Source organism: Merdibacter massiliensis, from assembly GCF_900155395.1.
In the GTDB taxonomy this organism is placed as follows: domain Bacteria; phylum Bacillota_I; class Bacilli_A; order Erysipelotrichales; family Erysipelotrichaceae; genus Merdibacter; species Merdibacter massiliensis.
In genome coordinates this window covers 157,148-176,715 of record NZ_LT699725.1, presented here as the reverse complement: position 1 = coordinate 176,715, position 19,568 = coordinate 157,148, and the positions used below count along the sequence as shown (strand labels likewise).

Sequence of the window (19,568 nt, the reverse complement as noted above, 5' to 3'; positions counted from 1 at the left end):
TAAAAGCTAGCGAACTGGCAAAAAAGTAAAAAATCATCGAATCATCACTTTAGCACCAAGATTGTAAATATCCACTGTTTTGTTTATAATAAAGCTGGTGATATTTATGATACGAGAACAGACCAGACAAGTCAAGATTGGAGACATAACCATTGGAGGACAAAATAAGGTGATCATCCAATCTATGTGCAATACCCCAACAAAAGATACCAAAGCTACCATTGCGCAGATCAAGCAACTACAAGAGGGTGGTTGTGAGCTTGTACGCATGGCAATCATGGATATGGAAGATGCCAAAGCAGTAGCAACGATCAAAGCCAACACACAGATTCCTTTAGTAGCCGACATTCATTTTGATTACCGTTTGGCGTTGGCTGCAATCGAGGCAGGCATTGATAAGATACGCCTGAATCCTGGAAACATCGGAAAACGTGAAAATGTGGAGGCCGTGGTAAAAGCATGTAAAGCGCATCATATTCCTATCCGCATCGGAATCAACAGCGGGTCTTTAGAGAAGGATATTCACGAAAAATATGGAAAACCGACAGCAGAAGGAATGATGGAAAGCGCCAAAAGACATGTTGCTATATTAGAGTCTATGGATTTTTATGATATCGTATTGTCCTTTAAATCCAGCGATCCCCTTCTTTGTATTGATGCTTATCGCTTAGCAGCAAAAACCTTCCCATATCCTTTACATTTAGGAGTAACAGAAGCAGGCACATTGCTGACAAGCGCCATCAAAAGCTCCATGGCTTTAGGACCTTTATTGAATGAAGGAATCGGAGATACGATTCGCATTAGTGTCAATGGTGATCCGTGCAGCGAACTTCCTATTGTCAAGCAACTTTTAAAGTATTGTAAACTGATTGATCATGTTCCTAATTTGATTGCCTGCCCGACGTGCGGTCGAACTGCATGGGACATGCAGCCTGTGGTAAATGAGATTGAAGCTTTTTTAGCAACAATTAACAAAGATGTGACTGTTGCTATCATGGGCTGTGTCGTAAATGGTCCTGGCGAGGCAAAACACGCAGATATTGCCATTGCAGGTGGAAAAAAAGAAGGTTTATTGATCAAACGAGGTCAGATCATTGAAAAGCTTCCACAAGAACGTATCGTTGAACGTCTAAAGGAAGAAATTATTGTATTTTAAAAGGATCTATGGAGGAATTTTAATTATTCCTTTACAGATCCTTTTTTTACTTATTATAGTTTGAAACCGTATCTTCGCTAACAGTATCGATTGTAATTGTTTTGATGATCACGTCTTCAAGCGGTTTTGAATTCTCATCCACACGAACAGATGCGATTTCATTTACGACATTCATACCGTCAATGACTTGTCCAAAAACAGTGTGAACACCATCTAACCAAGGTGTACCTCCTATTTCTTGATATTTTTCTTTTACATTCGCAGGATAATCATAATTTGCCGCCATCACATCATCACTGTACTGAGAGCCATCTTGCTGCTGAACGATAAAAAATTGAGAACCATTGGTATCTTCTCCAGAATTTGCCATGCTGAGTGCACCATTGAAATTGTACAATTGATCACTAAACTCATCTTCAAAGGGTTCTCCCCAAATGCTTTCTCCTCCGGTTCCATCTCCATTAGGGTCGCCACCTTGGATCATGAAACCATTGATCACGCGATGGAAAGTCAATCCGTCATAATACCCTTCTTTTGCATGTGTAGTGAAATTTTCAACGGCTTTAGGAGCTTGTTCAGGAAACAAACGAACTGTGACATCCCCAAAGTTGGTTTCAATGACTGCAATTGTATCTCCGACTTTTACATCACTAAACTGTATTAATTCTGGTTCACTGCTGCAGGCACATAATAGAAAGGCAAAAATTGCCACCCAAATTTTCTTCATTTATTTTTCCTCCTTGATCTTATCAAGCACATCCGGTTCAAAGATTCCATTTTTTAACATTGCAATTTCATAACGATAAGGAGGATGTCCTTCTACATAGGGAGTTTCTAATATTTTCACGATATCTTTTAACAAAGGATGATGTACGACCTTATGCAATGTATCATACCCAATTGTTCCAAATCCAATGTTTGCATGGCGATCCTTTCGGGCTCCTTTTTCATTCTTTGAATCATTGATATGAATACAGTCTAAACGATCCAATCCTATCGTTTGATCAAATTTCTCTAAGAGCGCATCAAAATCTGCTACATCATAACCAGCATCATTCAAATGACATGTATCCATGCAGATACTTAGTTGATCCCCATATTGGCAATGAGAAATGATATATGCCAATTGTTCAAAACGATATCCTAACTCCGTTCCCTTTCCTGCCATAGTTTCCAATGCTACATGGATAGAAGGATCCATTCCTTCCATGGCAAGATTCAGACCTTTGACAATTTGTTGCAAGCCAACCTCTTCTCCTTGTTTAACATGGGCTCCTGGATGTAATACTAAAATCTTCGCTCCTATTTGACGCACACGATCTAACTCTTGTTTTAGAAAATCAACACCCAGTTGAAATGTATCTAAATTTATAGTATTGGCCAGGTTGATAATATAAGGTGCATGAACAATGACATGATCCATGGTCAAGTCATGTTCTTTTCCATATGCAACCGCTTCTTTTACCTTAAACTTATCAATTGCTACTCTTCTAGTATTTTGTGGAGCTCCTGTATAAATCATACAAGCGTTGGCTTGATAGGAATTTGCTTCTTGAAGCGAATGTAATAAATAATCAGGTGCAGCTAACGAAACATGAGAACCGATGATCATTGTGCTTCCTCCTCACGTTTGGCACGCATTTTTGCTTTCGCACGTTCTTTTTGCTGCCGGCGAATGTCTTCCTGAATCATCTGTCTGCGTGCTTTTCTGCGCAAACGCTCAATCTGTTGTTTTTGTTTCTTTTTGTAATTTGGCTTCACTTTTGTTTTTTTCTTTTTTACGATCTTACTGATTTCTTGCTCCAAAGGATCACTTTTGCGCACATGTTTTTCATGAAGATCTTTCAAAACCGTCCATTCTCCATTGCGAATATTCTGATGCTCAAAATGAATTCCATTTTTTTCTAAAGTTCGGATTATAGGATCATCTTCGCTTCGATACAGCGCATAACAGATACCGTCACGTCCTGCACGGCCAGTTCGTCCGCTGCGGTGAATATAAAAATCCAGTTCTTTTGGAAAACCTAAGGAAATGACATGTGTAATTCCTTCTATATCAATGCCTCTTGCAGCAATGTCCGTTGCAACTACATAACTTTTGCTTTGTCTTTGTAACTCCTTTAAAGCCCGCATGCGTTCTCTCGCAGTCAAATCGCCATGCAGCTCAACGACACCATAACCTTCCTGGCGCATCTTCTCTGCTGTTTCGCTCGCCAATGCGCGTGTATTTGCAAAAATCAAGCATACATAAGGTTGTATGCCCTTTAATACTTGCAGCAATTTCTCTGGATAACTGAGATGTCTGCATGGTACTAAAATGTGGCGAATCTTTGGTTGAAACTGCTCATTGCTTTTGATCATGACTGTTTGAGGATGCTTCATGTATTTTTTCAGAAATGGTTTTAAGCCATTAGGGATGGTGGCACTAAAGCTCATCATTTGCAAATCACTGCCCATGCGGCCCGCAATCTGGTCTACATCTTCCAAAAAACCAAATTCTAATGTCATGTCTGCTTCATCCACAACAAAGATCTTTGCTGTGTCACAGCGAAGAGTTTGTTCATTCAAAAACAGATCACGAATACGTCCGGGAGTTCCAATAACGATATGCGGCTGTACTTTCAGCTGTTCATTCATTCGACTTTTTTCAATGCCGCCACTGATCAAGCGAATAGATAATGCACTTTCTATCTCACACATTTTCTCTGCGCGTTGATAAATCTGCACAGCCAATTCTCTGGTCGGCGCAGTAATGACCGCTTGGACTTCCTGTTTGGATAGATCAATTTTTTCTAAGATCGGCATCAAAAAAGCATGTGTCTTTCCTGTTCCAGTATCAGAAATTCCTATGATATCATTCCCCTTCATTGCTAAAGGTATTACTTGTTCTTGAATCGGTGTCAGTTCACGAAAACCTTCCAATGCAGCAAAAGCGGCACTGCGTTTATTAAGATCTTTGATTTCCATAGCTGTCGCCTCCTTTAAATCTTATTTATTATACATGAAAAATGCGATATTTTAAAAGCAATTTCACTTTTTATTTTCTATTTGACATATTGCATTAGCAACTTTATTGTCGTTTTTTTGCAAGTATGACATAATAGATATGAATGGAGCTGAAACATGATGAAAGTGATAAAGGTATCTCCTCGTGGTTATTGCAAAGGTGTCGTACGGGCAATCTCTATTGCAAAACAAAGCTGTATAGATTATCCAGATAAGCCAATAACGGTATTAGGAATGTTGGTTCATAATGAATATGTAAAAAAAGCACTTGCATTAAAAGGAATTCATACCATTGAAGATGCAAATAAAAATCGTTTGGAATTGTTGGATGAGATCCATGAGGGTGTCGTAATATTTACTGCACACGGCATTAGCGATGAAGTAAAGAAGAAGGCTGAAGAAAAAGGATTGATCTGTATCGATGCAAGCTGTCCCGATGTCGTTAAAACACAAAACTTGGTCCGAATGCATCTACAAAATGGAGAAGAAGTCCTATATATCGGCAAAAAACATCATCCAGAAGCAGAAGCAGTATGTACACTGAGCCCGCACGTGCACCTTATTACAAATATGACTGAAATACCTAAGAAATTAAAAAAACCGATCTTCGTTACCAATCAAACCACGATGTCCATCTTTGATGTGGAAAAAATCTTTCAAGAAATTCGCTTGTATTATCCGCATGCTCACTTCAGTGAAGAAATCTGCAATGCAACCAGAATTCGTCAGCAGGCTGTTGCCAACCTAAAAGGAAAAGGCGTTGATTTGTTATACGTCGTTGGTGATCAGCATTCCAATAACTCAAAGCGATTGGCGCAAATTGCGCTCGAACAAGGTATTCCAAAAGTTTATCGCATTGATGATGTAACCGGTATCCGCAAAGAAGATCTTGAAGGATGTCAATGTGTTGCAGTTACAAGCGGAGCAAGTACACCCACTTACTTAACCAATCAAGTGATTCAGGTATTAGAAAATTGGGAACATCGCACTTCCCTGCCAACTATTCAAGTGGAACACATGATTGATTAAAAGATAAATAACAAAAAAAGACCTGAATAGATGATTACAGATTCTTCAGAAACAAATTTTCTAAAGAACGTTCTCACATATTCAGGCTCTTTTTTATTGTCTATAATGCTGCAATCTATCAGTGATTTTTTTCTTTCTTTCCTCAATCAGATGATAACGTTCATGTGTAGCCGGCATGTGCGCTAAGATCAATTCACATTTATTTTTTTCTTTTGTCCAATACTCAACAAATAAATCTTCTTTTTCCGTATGTACACCAAACATTATTTCTTCATCCGATAAAAGAACAGCAGATTGCTCATAATGCACTTTTATAATCTGATAATAATGCCTTTCAAAAACAATACATTCTTGATCGAACATAAATTGATGCTCGCTTAAAAAACGACGTAAATCTTCTACATCTGTATGGCTGGCCAATATGAATGAATGGACCTGTTCCCATTTATTTTTTCCGTCAAGCAAGATTTTACGTATCGTTTCATATCCCATGCCTGCAATGACGACTGTATCCACATCCTGCGGCAATTCGCCTATTCCATCACTCAGCATAGGAATGATCTTGTTCTCTAAACCAACTGCTTGGATTGCTTCAATTGCCCGTTTTAATGGCGATGCCGCGATATCGCACGCATATGCTTTTTTTGCAGTGCCACTTTCAAGCAGAGCAATGCACAATAATCCATGATCACATCCAATATCGGCAACCACACTATCTTTGTCGACCAGATCATGAATAGCCTGCAGTCTCTTTCCCAAACGAACCATTATGGCTTATCAACAAAGTCCTTTAAACGTTTAGATCGAGTCGGATGTTTCAACTTGCGAAGCGCTTTTGCTTCAATCTGACGGATACGCTCACGAGTTACATTAAACTCTTTTCCAACTTCCTCTAATGTACGTGTACGGCCGTCTAACAGTCCAAAACGCAGACGCAATACTTTTTCTTCTCTCTCTGTCAAGCCTTGCAGTACTGTATTGATTTCATCTTTCAATAACTGATTGTTTGCATATTCATCAGGAGATAATGTCTCCTTATCTTCAATAAAATCACCTAAATGTGAATCATCTTCTTCACCGATAGGAGTCTCTAACGAAACAGGTTCCAATGCAATTTTCTGAATCTCACGTACTTTTTCAGGTGTGATATTTTCCATTTTTTCAGCAATCTCCTCTGCAGTAGGATCTCTGCCCAGATCTTGCACCAGCTGACGCTGGATTCTTGTTAATTTGTTGATTGTCTCTACCATATGTACCGGAATTCGAATCGTTCTTGCTTGATCGGCAATTGCACGAGTGATTGCTTGACGAATCCACCAAGTTGCATAGGTAGAAAATTTAAAACCTTTCGTATAGTCAAATTTTTCTACTGCTTTGACCAGACCCATATTTCCTTCCTGAATCAAGTCTAAGAACAACATACCTCTGCCCACATATTTTTTAGCAATTGAAACGACCAAACGTAAGTTTGCAGCTATCAATGTTTTCTTTGCCTCTTCATCCCCTGCCTGGATCCGGCGAGCGATTTCAGGTTCATCTTTTGGATCCAGTAAATCTACCCGTCCAATTTCTTTTAAATACATCTTTACAGGATCGTTGATCTTTGTATGTGAGGTGTTTGCAAAAGACTGCTCCAGATTCTCTAATTCACTTGCCAAGGCATGATCAGAATCATCATCATCAAAATCTAAGCTGTCATCGCCAGATAAAACTTCATCATCATCGTCTACATCTAGCATCATATCCTCATCATCTTCTTCACTGTCTGCAAAGGTGATATCATGATCTTCACACCATTGAAACAAATCATCGATATCTTTATCATTTAAATCTAGATGATCGATCGAATCCATCAATTCTTTTTGTGTGATCACAGTATCTTCGCTTTCCATAGAAGCAAGCAATTCTTGTTTGATTTCATCCAGTGTCTTATACAATTTTGCGCCCTGTACTTTTTTTGTGCTCATTCTATCTACTTCCTTCCTTTTGGATCAACTCGTTGCGCTGTGCGATCAGCTGATTTTTTTGTTTTGCAATAGCTGCTTTCCCCATTGGATCATTCACATTTTTTGCTTTCTCATTTAAAGCCTGTATCTTATCTTGAAGAATGCATGCTTTTACTTTTCGAATGGCTTCTTGTAAAACGTCATTTTCCACTTTTAAAGGAGCTAATTCCCACTGTGCAACACTTAAAAGCAGATCCCGCACTTTTTCCTGTGTAATCTGATCATATAGTTCAGATATGGAAATCACATCATGCGTTCGGTAATAATCGATGATATACATAGCTAGTTTGTTACTATCATCATCTTTAAAAAATCCAAGTTCTTCCTTAAATAACTCTGCTGCGCTGATACCTACCAACATTTGGGCAAGTATCTCATACTCAGCCCTCTCTCTGCCACTTTTTGGAAATAACAGATATTGTTTTTTCTGATATGGCCGCTTCTCAGGATTTTTCTTTTCTATGGTCTCCTCACTGATTTCCATATCAAATCCAGAGAGCTCTTTCAAACGAAGATAATAATTTTTCTTTTCAAAAGTATCTTGAACATGCGCGATCGCTTGTGCAATTTCCACCGCATATTCTTTTTTTTGTGTGTAATTTTCTAGATTATAACGCAATTGTAAATAGGAAAACAAAAAATCAACATAAGAAATCGTCTTATCACATAGATTTCTTAACTCTTCTTTTCCATAGGTATCTACTATCTCGTCAGGATCTAGACCAGTCGTGTTATTGACGATATCGATCACAAGCCCGGCATCCATCGCTTGTTTTGCAAATTTATATGTTGCATTTTGTCCTGCCGCATCCCCATCATAACAAATAGTGATTGGTGCGTGCAGCGCTTTTAACAGCTGTAACTGCTCTCTGGTACATGCTGTACCAAGAGTAGCAAGTGCTGTATGCAGATCTGCTTTTTCAAAGGCAAGTACATCCATTGCTCCTTCAACCAAAAAGATTCGTTTTTCATTCTTTACTTGTTCTTTTACACGATGATAATTAAAAAGCAAATTCCCTTTGTGATAGATCGTTGTTTCTGCAGTATTGATATACTTTGCTTCATCGGAACGGTCATCTAAACGACGTGCAGTAAAACCTACTGGATTTCCATGTGCATCATGAATCGGAATAAGCACTCGATTAGAAAACCGATCCATCATTTTGGATCCATACAAATTAGCAACGCCTGTTTCTACCATATCAGCGTCAGAAAATTCTTTTGCATGCAGGTATTGATACACACTGTCTTCATAAGGATTGTACCCAATTTGAAACTTTTTTATAATCTCATCAGTTAATGAACGTTTATGTAAATACTGTTTTGCTTTTATACCATCCTCTGTATCTAATTCATACTGCGTATATTGAATCATTTCCTTTAACAATTGATATAATGCCGCAACATGCGGATCTACATGCTGCGCATTCACTTTATCCAGAGGTGCAGATAGAATAATACCAGTATATTCAGCTACTTTATAAACTGCTTCTAAGAAAGATATCTTTTCATAATTAGAGACAAAAGTAAATACATTTCCTCCAGCTCCGCAGACAAAGCATTTATAGATCTGCTTATCTTCTGAAATGCTCATAGAAGGATTATGGTCATCGTGAAAAGGGCATAATGCTACGTAATTTCTCCCTTTTTTACTAAGTGAAATATAATGCGATATCACATCAACGATGCTGGAACGAGAACGCACCAATGCAATTTCATCTTCACTCAATCGCGCCATACCTTTGCTCCTTTAAAATCCAATACGTGTAGAAATATATTCCTCCAACTCATCCAACGAAATACGAATTTGCTCCATGGAATCACGATGACGAATTGTGACACAATGATCGTTTGCTGTTTCAAAATCAACAGTGACACAGAATGGGGTACCTATCGCATCCTGACGGCGATAACGTTTCCCGATGCTTCCTGCATCATCATACTCACAATTTGTGATTTTTGACAAAGTACGATAGATTTCCATTGCCGGTTCACTTAATTTTTTGGACAATGGCAAAACGCATGCTTTGATTGGTGCCAAGAAAGGATGCAAATGTAAAACGATACGTGTATCTTTTTCCAATTGCTGTTCTTCATATGCGTCAAACATCAACGCTAACATCATACGTTCTACACCAACGCTTGGTTCGATGCAATATGGAATAAATTTCTCTCCGCTTTCTTGATCAAAATATTCCAAACTTTGCTTGCTTGTATTCATATGTGCTTTCAAATCGTAATCTGTACGATCGGCAATGCCCCATAATTCTCCCCAGCCGATCGGTGATCCAAAATTATACTCAATATCACTCGTTCCATTTGAATAATGTGCTAATTCTTCTTGTGAATGTTCACGCAAACGCAGATGTTCTTTTGAAATACCTAAATCTTGCAAAAACTGCATACAATATTCTTTATAGTATTCATACCATTTCAGATCCTCACCAGGTCTTGTGAAAAATTCCAATTCCATTTGTTCAAATTCACGTGTACGGAAAATAAAGTTTCCAGGTGTGATCTCATTACGGAAGCTCTTACCAATTTGACCAATGCCAAATGGCAGTTTTTTACGCATGGCACGCTGTACATTTTTAAAGTTTACAAACATTCCTTGTGCCGTTTCCGGACGAAGATAGATTGTGCTTTTCGCATCTTCTACCACGCCTTGAAAAGTTTTGAACATCAAGTTGAACTGACGAATATCTGTAAAATCATGTGCTCCACAATTTGGACAAGCAATATGATGTTCTTTGATATAGTTCATCATTTCTTCATTTGACCAGCCACTTGGATTCACTTCTCCATTTGTTGCCTGTTCGATCAATTGATCCGCACGATGTCTTGTTTTACATTGTTTACAATCCATCAATGGATCACTAAATCCTCCAACATGCCCGCTTGCTACCCAGACTTTAGGATTCATTAATATCGCACTCTGTATACCTACATTATGCGGATCTTCTTGAATGAAACGTTTCCACCACGCTTTTTTCACATTATCTTTAAATTCAACACCTAATGGTCCATAATCCCAAGTGTTTGATAAACCACCATAAATCTCAGATCCCTGAAAAACAAAGCCTGAATTCTTCATATGAGAAACAATTGTATCAAAAGTTTTTTCGCTCACAAAAATGCCCCTTTCCATATCCAATATTTAATTTTCTGCCCATTTGCGCAGCATAAAAAGGGCAAACGGATAGATAATATTATATATATCATTTTTTTGCCCTTTTGTCTATAAATCAACATACATTTTAAATAATAACTTTTTCATATCCGCTGCCGTCAATTTTCAGCTAGCATTCATAGTTGCCACCTGCTTGACAAATGCATAACTATTGATTGAAATGCCGCTGTATTCTTGAAAAAAAGAATAGATCCATGCAAGATCCTGAAAATCATATTGCGTATATTTCCGCAGTAAATCAATTTGATCTATGTTTGCATGACACAAGTATCGAAAACGCTGCAATTGTTTTTTTGACCATGCTCTTTCATGTAAATGATCCATACACTGTTTACAGAGAAAACCGCCCTGTTTCAGAGAAAGGGTGGCAATCTGATCAATCCTTCCACAGCTTACGCAGCTGTCCACCCAGGGAGCAATACCTTGTGACATGCACAGTAGATTGATCAATACACAAGCACACGTATAGTTGTCTTCCTTTTTTTCCAGATCATCCAATGCACGCACTAAAAGTTCATATCCATGTTCCACATTTTCACATTTCAAAAACAATTCGCAGTAAAACAGAGAAAGAGCCTGCTTTAACAAAGACTCCCCAATATGGCGACGATATTGCTGAACACGTGCTTGTTTTAACATATGCAGATCTCTATGCTCTTTCATTTGCAATACAAAGAAAGATTGAGTTCCTACTAACAATGCACCCGCATTTTTACTTGTGATCGTTTGTACACCACGTGCTACAAATCGAATCTTCATATCCCTGTCTGTCAGAATCGTGATCAATGCATCTTTCTCACGATACTCACTGACCGACAAAACGATTCCCGAAACTTCTTGTTCCATCATTCATCCAATTCTTGCAGTCCGAATTGTTTCAACTTTGATTCACGATTACGCCAATTTTTTTCCACTCGCACATACAATTCCAGTTCTACAGGCTTATGCAACATTTTTTTCAATTCCTTTTGCGCAGCAATTCGGATGTTTCGAATCATAGAACCTTGTTTGCCAATCATGATTGCCTTCTGTGAAGAACGTTCTACGATCACTAATGCTTGTATATAGATCTTATCTGTATGATCTTCACGATTTTCAATGATGACCGCAATGCTGTGCGGTACTTCTTCTTCGGTGCGAAATAAGATTTTCTCCCGAATGATTTCTGAAATCCGGAAATTTTCACCATGATCGCTGACCATTTCTGCAGGAAAATAAGCTACTCCTTCTTTTAAGTAAGAGCGAATCACACGCAACAGCTCATCTAAATTATCTTGCTTTAATGCAGATAAAGGGATGATTTCATCAAAAGAATATACTTGCTGCCATTGCAATAACCGTTTGATAACTTCTTCTTTAGGCAAAAGATCGATCTTATTAACCAATAACAAACATGGTACTTCACTATTTTTTAGACGATTTAACAAGAATCCATCCCCACTGCCAAATGGCTGCGTAATATCAATGATCCAGGCATTTATATCTGCCTCATCAATTGCTACATATGCATTCTTATTCAACGTTCTGCCGAGTTCATGCTTAGGTTTATGTACTCCCGGCGTATCGATAAAGACATACTGTGTGTCTTTTGTAGTCAAGATTCCCATGATATTATTGCGGGTCGTATTTGGTTTTGGAGACATAATGGCAATTTTTTGATGTAACAATGCATTCAGCAACGTTGATTTTCCTGCATTAGGTCTTCCAATAATTGCGATAAAACCTGATTTAAAACTCATTGCATATCCTCCTCATCAAAAGCAAATGGTAATAGATCTCTCACTGTCATACTGTATTCTTCTTCTGCACCCACCATGATTATTTGTGCATTTGGATCCATTAATTCGCACATCACCTGTCGACATGCACCACAAGGTGCAGGCGCTTGCTTCTTTTCGCTCACCACTGCCAGCATACAGAATTCGCCTTTTTTTACGCCGGCACTGATTCCTGCAAACAGTGCATTTCGTTCAGCACAACAACTTAATCCATAAGAGACATTTTCAACATTTGTTCCGACAAATAACCGATTATCCTTTGTTACCACACATGCTCCTACACGAAACTGAGAATACGGGGCATAAGCGTGTTCTAATGCTGCATAAGCAGCCGCAATAATATCTTTTTTTACCAAAATATCTTTCCTCCTATGATCAAGACAGCAACGCAAAGAGCACATATGGAAATGAGTAAAACAGCTCCAGCCGCAAGATCCTTTATCTTTTTCGCCATAGGGTGTTGTTGCAGAGATATATAATCTACGGTCGATTCAATAGCTGAATTGATGAATTCAAAGGAGATGACCAAAAAAATCATGATCAAAATGATGCACCATTCAATAACGGTCAAATGCAGAAATAAACAAACAAAAATCGTGACACACCCTAAAATACATTGCAGTGCAATACTAGAATCGTGACGGATTCCATGGATGATCCCAAAAAAAGCATAACCAAATTTATGCATTAATTTATCTTTTAACCAGCGCATCTAGTATCTCATCCTGCAATTGGAACATTATTTTTTCTTCGTCTTTATGCATATGATCATATCCAAGCAAATGTAACAGCCCATGTGTAAACAAAAAGCAAACTTCTCTGCGCAAAGAGTGTCCATAATCTGCTGCTTGTGAACGAATAGCTGCTACATTAATAAAGATATCTCCCAATTGTTCCTCCTCTTCACCGCATTCATAATCATCCTGTGTATCATGCAATGCAAAACTGATTACATCCGTTGGACGATCGATGTTTCGATAATCACGATTCATTTCATGAATTTGTTCTTCATTAACAAAGATGACAGATAAGCAAGCCTCTGGATCAATATTCACAAACTGAACAGCCCGCTCCACGATCATTTCAAAATCATGGCGGTATCGATTCCAATTTTTTTCGCCACTTTGATTTACAATTGTTATTTCCATATATATCACCAGTCCATTTTCGTAACCAATTATAGCATAATCTGTTTGCAAACGAAAAGTGAACCATGCGAATTCAAATAAAAATCGAAGCGCATTTGTTACAGGATACAACATAGCGCTTCAATTATTTAAACGATACTATTTTTAATTTAATCTGAATACCGATAACGTAACAGATCATCAATCGTTACAAGCTGATATCCCTTTTCTTGTAACATTGGAATCACGCTTTTCATTGATTCCACACTGTCTGCATGTATATCATGCAATAATATAATCGAACCATCTCCTACATACTTTTCAATGATAGATTGTATTGCCTTGGCATTATGACTTTCCCAATCTCTAGTATCTACTGTCCAAAGAACAGATTCACGCTCCACTGCTTTATCATAAACATCTGACATTTTTCCATAAGGAGGCCGTACATATTTAGGATCATGACCACATGCAGCAAATATTTTATCATCTGTTTTTTGATAGTTATCAATAATTTGATTTCCATTCTTCATCAAGGATAAATCTTCATGCGCCCAAGAATGATTTCCTATTTCGTGGCCATCTTGATAAATCTGCTTTACTATATCTGGATAATTAGATACATTGGTTCCTACCATAAAGAAAGTGGCTCGAGCATCATACTTTTTCAAAATATCTAGCAACTCTGGAGTTGTGTTTGGATTTGGCCCATCATCAAATGTTAATGCGACCATCGGCTTTTTAGGATCCACTTTTTGCTTTGCAGCGACTTCTAAAGGATCTTGCTGAAACAAACTTGGAATATTAGGATCTGTTAAAGCAATATATTCTTTATGATCCTCATATGTAATTTTCTTTTCACTATCGTTAGATAGATACGCAGTAATCTCTTTCTTTGTTATCTCCAGTGCATCAATATTATCTTTCTTCACTTTTCCCAACAGGTCACGACAATATTGACCTCTTAATATATCATCTGTCTGTAATATTTTCTTTTGTTTCTTATCATAATTGATACTATGGTATAAAACTTTTGAACTATTATCTTCTTTAACTGTTTCTTTAATCAATACACTTGTATAATGATCATAAACATCACTGCTTCGATAATCTACAATAATTGTTTTTCCTTCTTCTGCATCCTTCTTGATATCTTCAATTGCAGTCTGAACCGTCTCATCAACAATTTGATCATCAAATGTTGGATAACGAATCATCCAGCCATTTTCTTGATCGATTTCTTTTGTTACATGACCAACTTCTTTCGTCATAAATGGATCTTCAGGAAACGGATCATAAAAAAATGTTCGATATACAAACCAGCCAATTCCTACTACGACTGCAATTAAGCAGACAGCGCAAATGATTACAATACCTAGTCTCTTTTTATTCACTCTATTTGAACGTTTACCCTTATATTCTTTTCTCATACTATCACCGTCATCTATTCTATCATGTCAAAATTGTAAAAAGCTTAAAATTTCATTATTGTTATAATAAAATCATGGAATTGTCATTTTATAAAATTACACATAATACTCTTTCATCGTATCTAAACATAAACATGCTAATTTCCCATTTGGGTATACCGCTCCACAATCAATCCCAATAATCCCTTTTCCATGAAAAATTTCCGGATTTCCATGAATCAAAAAAGTAGGTGTATGCCCGACAATCAGTGTACAATCCTCTGTAAAATGATATTCTTTTTCAAAATCCGGTCTTGTCCAAACCAGATCTTCTAATTTTTGATCATCCAGTTGCAGATCTTCCTTTTTATCAGGTAATCCTGCATGTACCAGCAAGAATTTTCTATTTCCTACATTTATCGTTTTATATGGGATAAAATCCATTAAATAGTCTACGATTGCCTTCCTTTGTTCATCATCTAGCCCTTTCCATTCCTGTATGCTGGTAATCGCTCCATTATGCAGCCACAAGGAGAGCGAAAGGATATGTGAATCCTTTAAACTTTCCAAAAAATCATCTGTAATTTCTTGTTGTATCCAGGTTAAGCATTGTATCGCCATCCACTCATGATTTCCAATCAGAGGAATCACATTCTCTCTCATCATCATATCAAGCAATATTTTCATCCCATCATTTCCTCGGTCAATGACATCGCCTAATATATACAACGTATCTTCATCATTAAATTGGATCAATTGCAACATCTCTCGATATTTTTGATACATTCCATGTATATCGCTTAATACATAGATCATTGTATCCTCACCCTTTTCTTTTTATCAACTTTGTTTTCTTAAATTATAACATAGATAACAATACATTATTTAATGATTTGCTTTCATTATTCTACCGTTACAAGCCTTTATATTATACGGAAATCTCCTTCTTGATATTTCTGATTCTTTCACACAATATTTGTTATACTATTGTTGTACTATCAAGTATTTTAGCATTTTCTCACGTGTTTTTTTAAATTAGTGATACAACTCTAAAACATAAAAAAAGCCTATAATAATCATGTTATAGGCACTTTTTCAACTGGCACTTTTTTTAAACACTATTCGAACTATTTGCAGTTATACTTGATCAGCTTATCCGCTCATCATCCTACACATATACTTTACAATAGTTCGTCAATAATTGCAATTACTTTTTTATATTTGTAACAAAAAAATAATTTTTGATTACGATACAATGTATTTAGGGTATATCTTTTTCTTTTCTAAATCTATGCGAATTTCTTTAATTACTTTTTCTACGATTAATTTTTTTTCTTCTCCTTTCATTTCAGACCAGGATAGATTGTCAATTTTAATTAGTTTAACCTCATTACGTTCAGCTCGTATTTTCTTTTCTAGTTCTTTTACCATTCCCATATAGATTTCTTCATCAAGAATATTTTCAGAATACTCTCTTGTAATTTTTCTCAACTTCCTATTAATCATATTGATGCGATTAATCCGTTTCTTTATATCTGAAGTATGGATATTCTTTTTTAATTTATCGAGTATAGTAATTAATAGTCTCTCGATTATATAATCTTGATTAATACGTTTATTACATTCCTTGCAATAGTAGTAATAATATTTCTTTTTCTTCTTATAAGTAGGTATGCCTGCTAGATGTCTGCCACACTTAGAGCAATAAATTTTATTTGTAAAAATGAAATTACTTTGTTCTTTCCCATACGGAGACCGCTTTCCTAGCATTCTTTGAGCATCATGCGCTTCTTCTTCCGTTATTATTGCTGGCATAACTTCTGGAAAAACATACCCTTTATAATGGTATTGTCCATAATATCCTGGTTCAAATATAATCCGTTTTATTCTTTCTCTATGAACTTGATATCCATATTCTTCTTGTATCTTATTTTCTACTTCTATATATGTATATCCAAGTCCGGCTAAATAAAATATTTTTTTCACGATAGGCTCAGTTTTTGGATCGATATGTAAAAATAACTTTTCATCTTTGACATATCCAAGCGGACATTTACTAGCAGGATATTTCCCCTCTAGCGCAATTTGCATTAGACCATCATTCGTTCGTTCAACAATCGTCTCTCTTTCCCACTGTGCAATAATAGCTAAAATACCAACTAGCATTCTGCCATTTGCAGTCTTTATATCTAAGTTATCTAAGATTGCAATCAGATTTACATTTTTTGCTAAAAACAACTGTAGTAAGTTGTAAACATCGATTACATTTCTTGTTAAACGATCGAGTTTATAAACTATCACTTCATCATATTCTTCTTTTTTTACTTTTTCTAAAAGTTCTTGCATTTTTGGTCTTTTTAAGTTAGATGCTGACTTCCCTGAATCAACAAAAAAATCTACCTGCGTGTTTTTATAATCAAATAGTTCCAGATACATAAGTATTTTTTCTCGCTGGTTATCTATGCTGTAACCAAGTGTCTGCTCCCTGCTAGACACTCGTAAATAAGCTGCTACTCTCTTATTTTTATTATCTTGTCTAAAATCATCTTTTATCTGTTCTCTACCATTGATTTGTTTAATTTTTTTAGACATCGATTTGCTTATAAATAACCTTTTTTCGACTTCCCTCAAATATTGTTGGTCCGCATGGATCTGAATATTATCATTGATAGAAATGATATTTATATTCTTGGCAATTAATATTCCCAAAAAATACTCCAATAGTTCTAAGTTAAGATTAATACTATCTACAGAGGGAATTATCATTTCATTTATCGAATAGCTTTCAGTTAACTGGATAATATGATTAATATTACTGGCATAGACTTTTTCCTTTATATTCAATCTTAGACTACTGTAATTATATAGTTTTAAGTATTTCTCAATCCTTTCTTTTGCCTCCTCATATCCTAAGACTAAATAATGTTTTCTTTGGTTCTCGTTTTCCATTTTCTTCAAATATTCTACAAATTTTTTTGTTTCATAACATGTCAGCACGATATAAATCCTCCTATCTTAATCTCTGCTGTACAAAAAAAAGAAGAGGCTGTAACGAATAAGGAATAGCCAAAAATAAAAAATGCATCTAATCTCGAAAGAGAAAGGATGCATTTTTTGGTATAATTTAGCTATGAAAAACATCGAAGTGTTAGAGCTAAATCATTCCTATTTGAGCAATAGGAATTATACCGCATTTCAGATGATTTTACCACTGGATTGTGAAAAAAAGATCGATTCTTCTGATCCGGTGTACAGTTTTCTTGAAGTGATGGAAGGAGTCAACTGGAACAAATATCTTGATCACCCTGCTCACAGAGGGCGTGAAGAATATAATCCCTTCAAGATGATCAAAGTCATCCTGTTTGCGTTCATGAATCATATTTATAGTCTAAGAGATATTGAAAAAAGCTGTAGAACAGACATCCGTTTCATGTTCTTGATGCAGGAGGAAACGCCAAGTCACATGGCATTTCATCGTTTCATCCAAAAGTATTTAAAATATGACATCCAATTCATTTTTAGAGATATATTTGAATCAATTGAGATATTAGATCCGTCAATTGATCATGATACGGTTTATATTGATGGAACCAAGCTTGAGGCCAATGCCAACAAGTTTACTTTCATCTGGAAAAAGACTGCAATCAAAACAAGAGATAAAATATTCACTCGATTAAACGAATGGGTCAAGAAACTGGGTGATCGTATTGAAGCATCTCAAAAAGAGGAGTGGACAATAAAAGACATAGAAAATATGGCTAACCAAATTTTTCATATCGTTGAACAAGAGGGAATCACTTTCATTTATGGAAAAGGTAAGCGAAAAAGCCAGATCCAGCGTTATTATGATGAATTGATGAAATACAAAGAAACACTGCAAAACTGTTTGGAAAGAATTGAACTATGCGGACCTGACAGAAACAGCTGTTCGAAAACAGACCACGATGCAACGATGATGCACATGAAAGAGGACCATTATATGAAGACAGGAATCTTCAAGGCAGGATACAATGCACAGATAGCAGTAAGCAGCGAATATATCCAATTGGCTTGTATCTATCAGGATAGAACCGATCAAAAGACATTTATCAAATTTCTTGAAACATTCAGAGCACTTTATAACAGGATGCCTAAAACAGTAGCAGCGGATGCAGGATATGGATCCTATGATAATTATTTCTTCTGTTTAGAAAATGATATGGAAGCCTATATCAAATATATGATGTATTCAAAAGAAAAAGAAACGAGCTACAAGAAAAAAACATTCATCAAATCAAACTGGAACAGAAATGGAAATGGAAGATATATCTGCCCGGCAGGACATGAATTTGGCTGTATCAATGAAACGGTTGATAAGAGAAGCAAATATTATCGAATCAATCAAACGCACAGTTGTGGCAAATGCACGGATTGCCCACTCAAATCTCAATGTACGAAAGCCAAGGGAGATCGAACGATAAGCGTGAATCCGATACTTGAGGAGTTTGAAAGAACAGCGAGAAAAAAACTAAATAGCGAAGAAGGAATCCATCATCGAGTGCAAAGATCCATACAAAGCGAAGGAGCTTTTGGAGTCATAAAAGAAGATTATGCTTATGACAGATTACATAGGAGAAGCATCAAAAATGTAGAAATGGAGTTCCTGTTGGTGTGCGTAGGCTTTAATCTGATGAAATATCATAACAAAAAAATAAGAAAAAAAGCACAAGCATAAATAATGTTGATGGGTTTTCCACAATAGGTGTTTTCATAATGCCAAAAAACAGGGATAATTGGGAGAATTGAAACAATTTCAAAGTAAAGAAAAGAAAAAAGAGGTCGTAACCTCAATAGACAGATTCGTTTAATTAAAATCTTCTATTTCGTT

At 36.4% G+C, this 19,568-nt stretch carries 18 protein-coding genes; 3 read left to right on the top strand and 15 right to left on the bottom strand.

The window, feature by feature from the left end; all coding sequences use genetic code 11:
* Positions 1-106: 106 nt before the first annotated feature.
* Positions 107-1,156, top strand: a complete 1,050-nt coding sequence (ispG, locus tag BQ9859_RS06475) for a flavodoxin-dependent (E)-4-hydroxy-3-methylbut-2-enyl-diphosphate synthase (RefSeq protein WP_075877410.1) — start codon at positions 107-109, stop codon at positions 1,154-1,156.
* Between the two features lie 46 nt (positions 1,157-1,202).
* Here the strand turns inward: ispG and BQ9859_RS06470 are convergent, their stop codons facing one another.
* The 3 genes from BQ9859_RS06470 to BQ9859_RS06460 are packed head-to-tail and all read right to left on the bottom strand — an operon-like array spanning position 1,203 to position 4,123.
* Positions 1,203-1,883: a peptidylprolyl isomerase gene (locus tag BQ9859_RS06470; protein ID WP_075877409.1), complete on the bottom strand. Its 681-nt coding sequence runs from the start codon at positions 1,881-1,883 to the stop codon at positions 1,203-1,205.
* Positions 1,884-2,768, bottom strand: a complete 885-nt coding sequence (locus BQ9859_RS06465; protein ID WP_075877408.1) for a deoxyribonuclease IV — start codon at positions 2,766-2,768, stop codon at positions 1,884-1,886.
* Positions 2,765-4,123, bottom strand: coding sequence for a DEAD/DEAH box helicase (locus BQ9859_RS06460; RefSeq protein WP_075877407.1), 1,359 nt, complete (start codon positions 4,121-4,123; stop codon positions 2,765-2,767). Before BQ9859_RS06460 ends, BQ9859_RS06465 begins: the two co-directional genes overlap by 4 nt.
* Positions 4,124-4,279: 156 nt before the next feature.
* On the opposite strand from BQ9859_RS06460, the gene ispH reads away from it, so the two are divergent.
* Positions 4,280-5,191 carry a 4-hydroxy-3-methylbut-2-enyl diphosphate reductase gene (ispH, locus tag BQ9859_RS06455; protein WP_235846404.1) on the top strand — a complete coding sequence of 304 codons (912 nt, stop codon included), beginning with the start codon at positions 4,280-4,282 and terminating at the stop codon, positions 5,189-5,191.
* A gap of 93 nt (positions 5,192-5,284) precedes the next feature.
* Here ispH and BQ9859_RS06450 read toward each other — a convergent pair whose 3' ends face one another.
* The 12 genes from BQ9859_RS06450 to BQ9859_RS06395 form a co-directional block, all read right to left on the bottom strand.
* Entirely contained in the window at positions 5,285-5,959 is a 675-nt protein-coding gene (locus BQ9859_RS06450) for a tRNA (adenine(22)-N(1))-methyltransferase (RefSeq protein ID WP_075877406.1), read from the bottom strand.
* A complete protein-coding gene (gene rpoD / locus BQ9859_RS06445) occupies positions 5,959-7,158 on the bottom strand; it encodes an RNA polymerase sigma factor RpoD (protein ID WP_075877405.1) in 1,200 nt (399 codons plus the stop codon). The genes BQ9859_RS06450 and rpoD overlap by 1 nt, the downstream gene beginning before the upstream one ends.
* A 1-nt stretch (position 7,159) precedes the next feature.
* Positions 7,160-8,935, bottom strand: a complete 1,776-nt coding sequence (gene dnaG, locus BQ9859_RS06440; RefSeq protein WP_075877404.1) for a DNA primase — start codon at positions 8,933-8,935, stop codon at positions 7,160-7,162.
* A gap of 12 nt (positions 8,936-8,947) precedes the next feature.
* Positions 8,948-10,345 carry a glycine--tRNA ligase gene (locus tag BQ9859_RS06435; protein ID WP_075877433.1) on the bottom strand — a complete coding sequence of 466 codons (1,398 nt, stop codon included), beginning with the start codon at positions 10,343-10,345 and terminating at the stop codon, positions 8,948-8,950.
* A 147-nt stretch (positions 10,346-10,492) separates the two neighbouring features.
* Positions 10,493-11,233: a DNA repair protein RecO gene (gene recO, locus BQ9859_RS06430; protein ID WP_075877403.1), complete on the bottom strand. Its 741-nt coding sequence runs from the start codon at positions 11,231-11,233 to the stop codon at positions 10,493-10,495.
* Complete coding sequence (era, locus tag BQ9859_RS06425; protein ID WP_075877402.1) at positions 11,233-12,126, bottom strand: GTPase Era; 894 nt, start codon at positions 12,124-12,126, stop codon at positions 11,233-11,235. Before era ends, recO begins: the two co-directional genes overlap by 1 nt.
* On the bottom strand, positions 12,123-12,521 hold the full coding sequence (cdd, locus tag BQ9859_RS06420) for a cytidine deaminase (protein WP_161941284.1): 399 nt from the start codon (positions 12,519-12,521) through the stop codon (positions 12,123-12,125). The genes era and cdd overlap by 4 nt, the downstream gene beginning before the upstream one ends.
* Positions 12,515-12,877, bottom strand: a complete 363-nt coding sequence (locus BQ9859_RS06415) for a diacylglycerol kinase family protein (protein ID WP_075877400.1) — start codon at positions 12,875-12,877, stop codon at positions 12,515-12,517. The genes cdd and BQ9859_RS06415 overlap by 7 nt, the downstream gene beginning before the upstream one ends.
* Positions 12,858-13,313 (bottom strand): rRNA maturation RNase YbeY, encoded by a 456-nt coding sequence (gene ybeY / locus BQ9859_RS06410; RefSeq protein WP_075877432.1) that lies wholly within the window; start codon positions 13,311-13,313, stop codon positions 12,858-12,860. Before ybeY ends, BQ9859_RS06415 begins: the two co-directional genes overlap by 20 nt.
* A 149-nt stretch (positions 13,314-13,462) precedes the next feature.
* A complete protein-coding gene (locus tag BQ9859_RS06405; protein WP_075877399.1) occupies positions 13,463-14,722 on the bottom strand; it encodes a polysaccharide deacetylase family protein in 1,260 nt (419 codons plus the stop codon).
* A 96-nt stretch (positions 14,723-14,818) separates the two neighbouring features.
* Positions 14,819-15,517: a metallophosphoesterase family protein gene (locus tag BQ9859_RS06400; protein ID WP_075877398.1), complete on the bottom strand. Its 699-nt coding sequence runs from the start codon at positions 15,515-15,517 to the stop codon at positions 14,819-14,821.
* A 429-nt stretch (positions 15,518-15,946) separates the two neighbouring features.
* Complete coding sequence (locus tag BQ9859_RS06395) at positions 15,947-17,698, bottom strand: recombinase family protein (RefSeq protein WP_083662714.1); 1,752 nt, start codon at positions 17,696-17,698, stop codon at positions 15,947-15,949.
* Positions 17,699-17,831: 133 nt separating this feature from the next.
* On the opposite strand from BQ9859_RS06395, the gene BQ9859_RS06390 reads away from it, so the two are divergent.
* Positions 17,832-19,415: an IS1182 family transposase gene (locus tag BQ9859_RS06390; RefSeq protein ID WP_075877397.1), complete on the top strand. Its 1,584-nt coding sequence runs from the start codon at positions 17,832-17,834 to the stop codon at positions 19,413-19,415.
* Positions 19,416-19,568 lie beyond the last annotated feature (153 nt).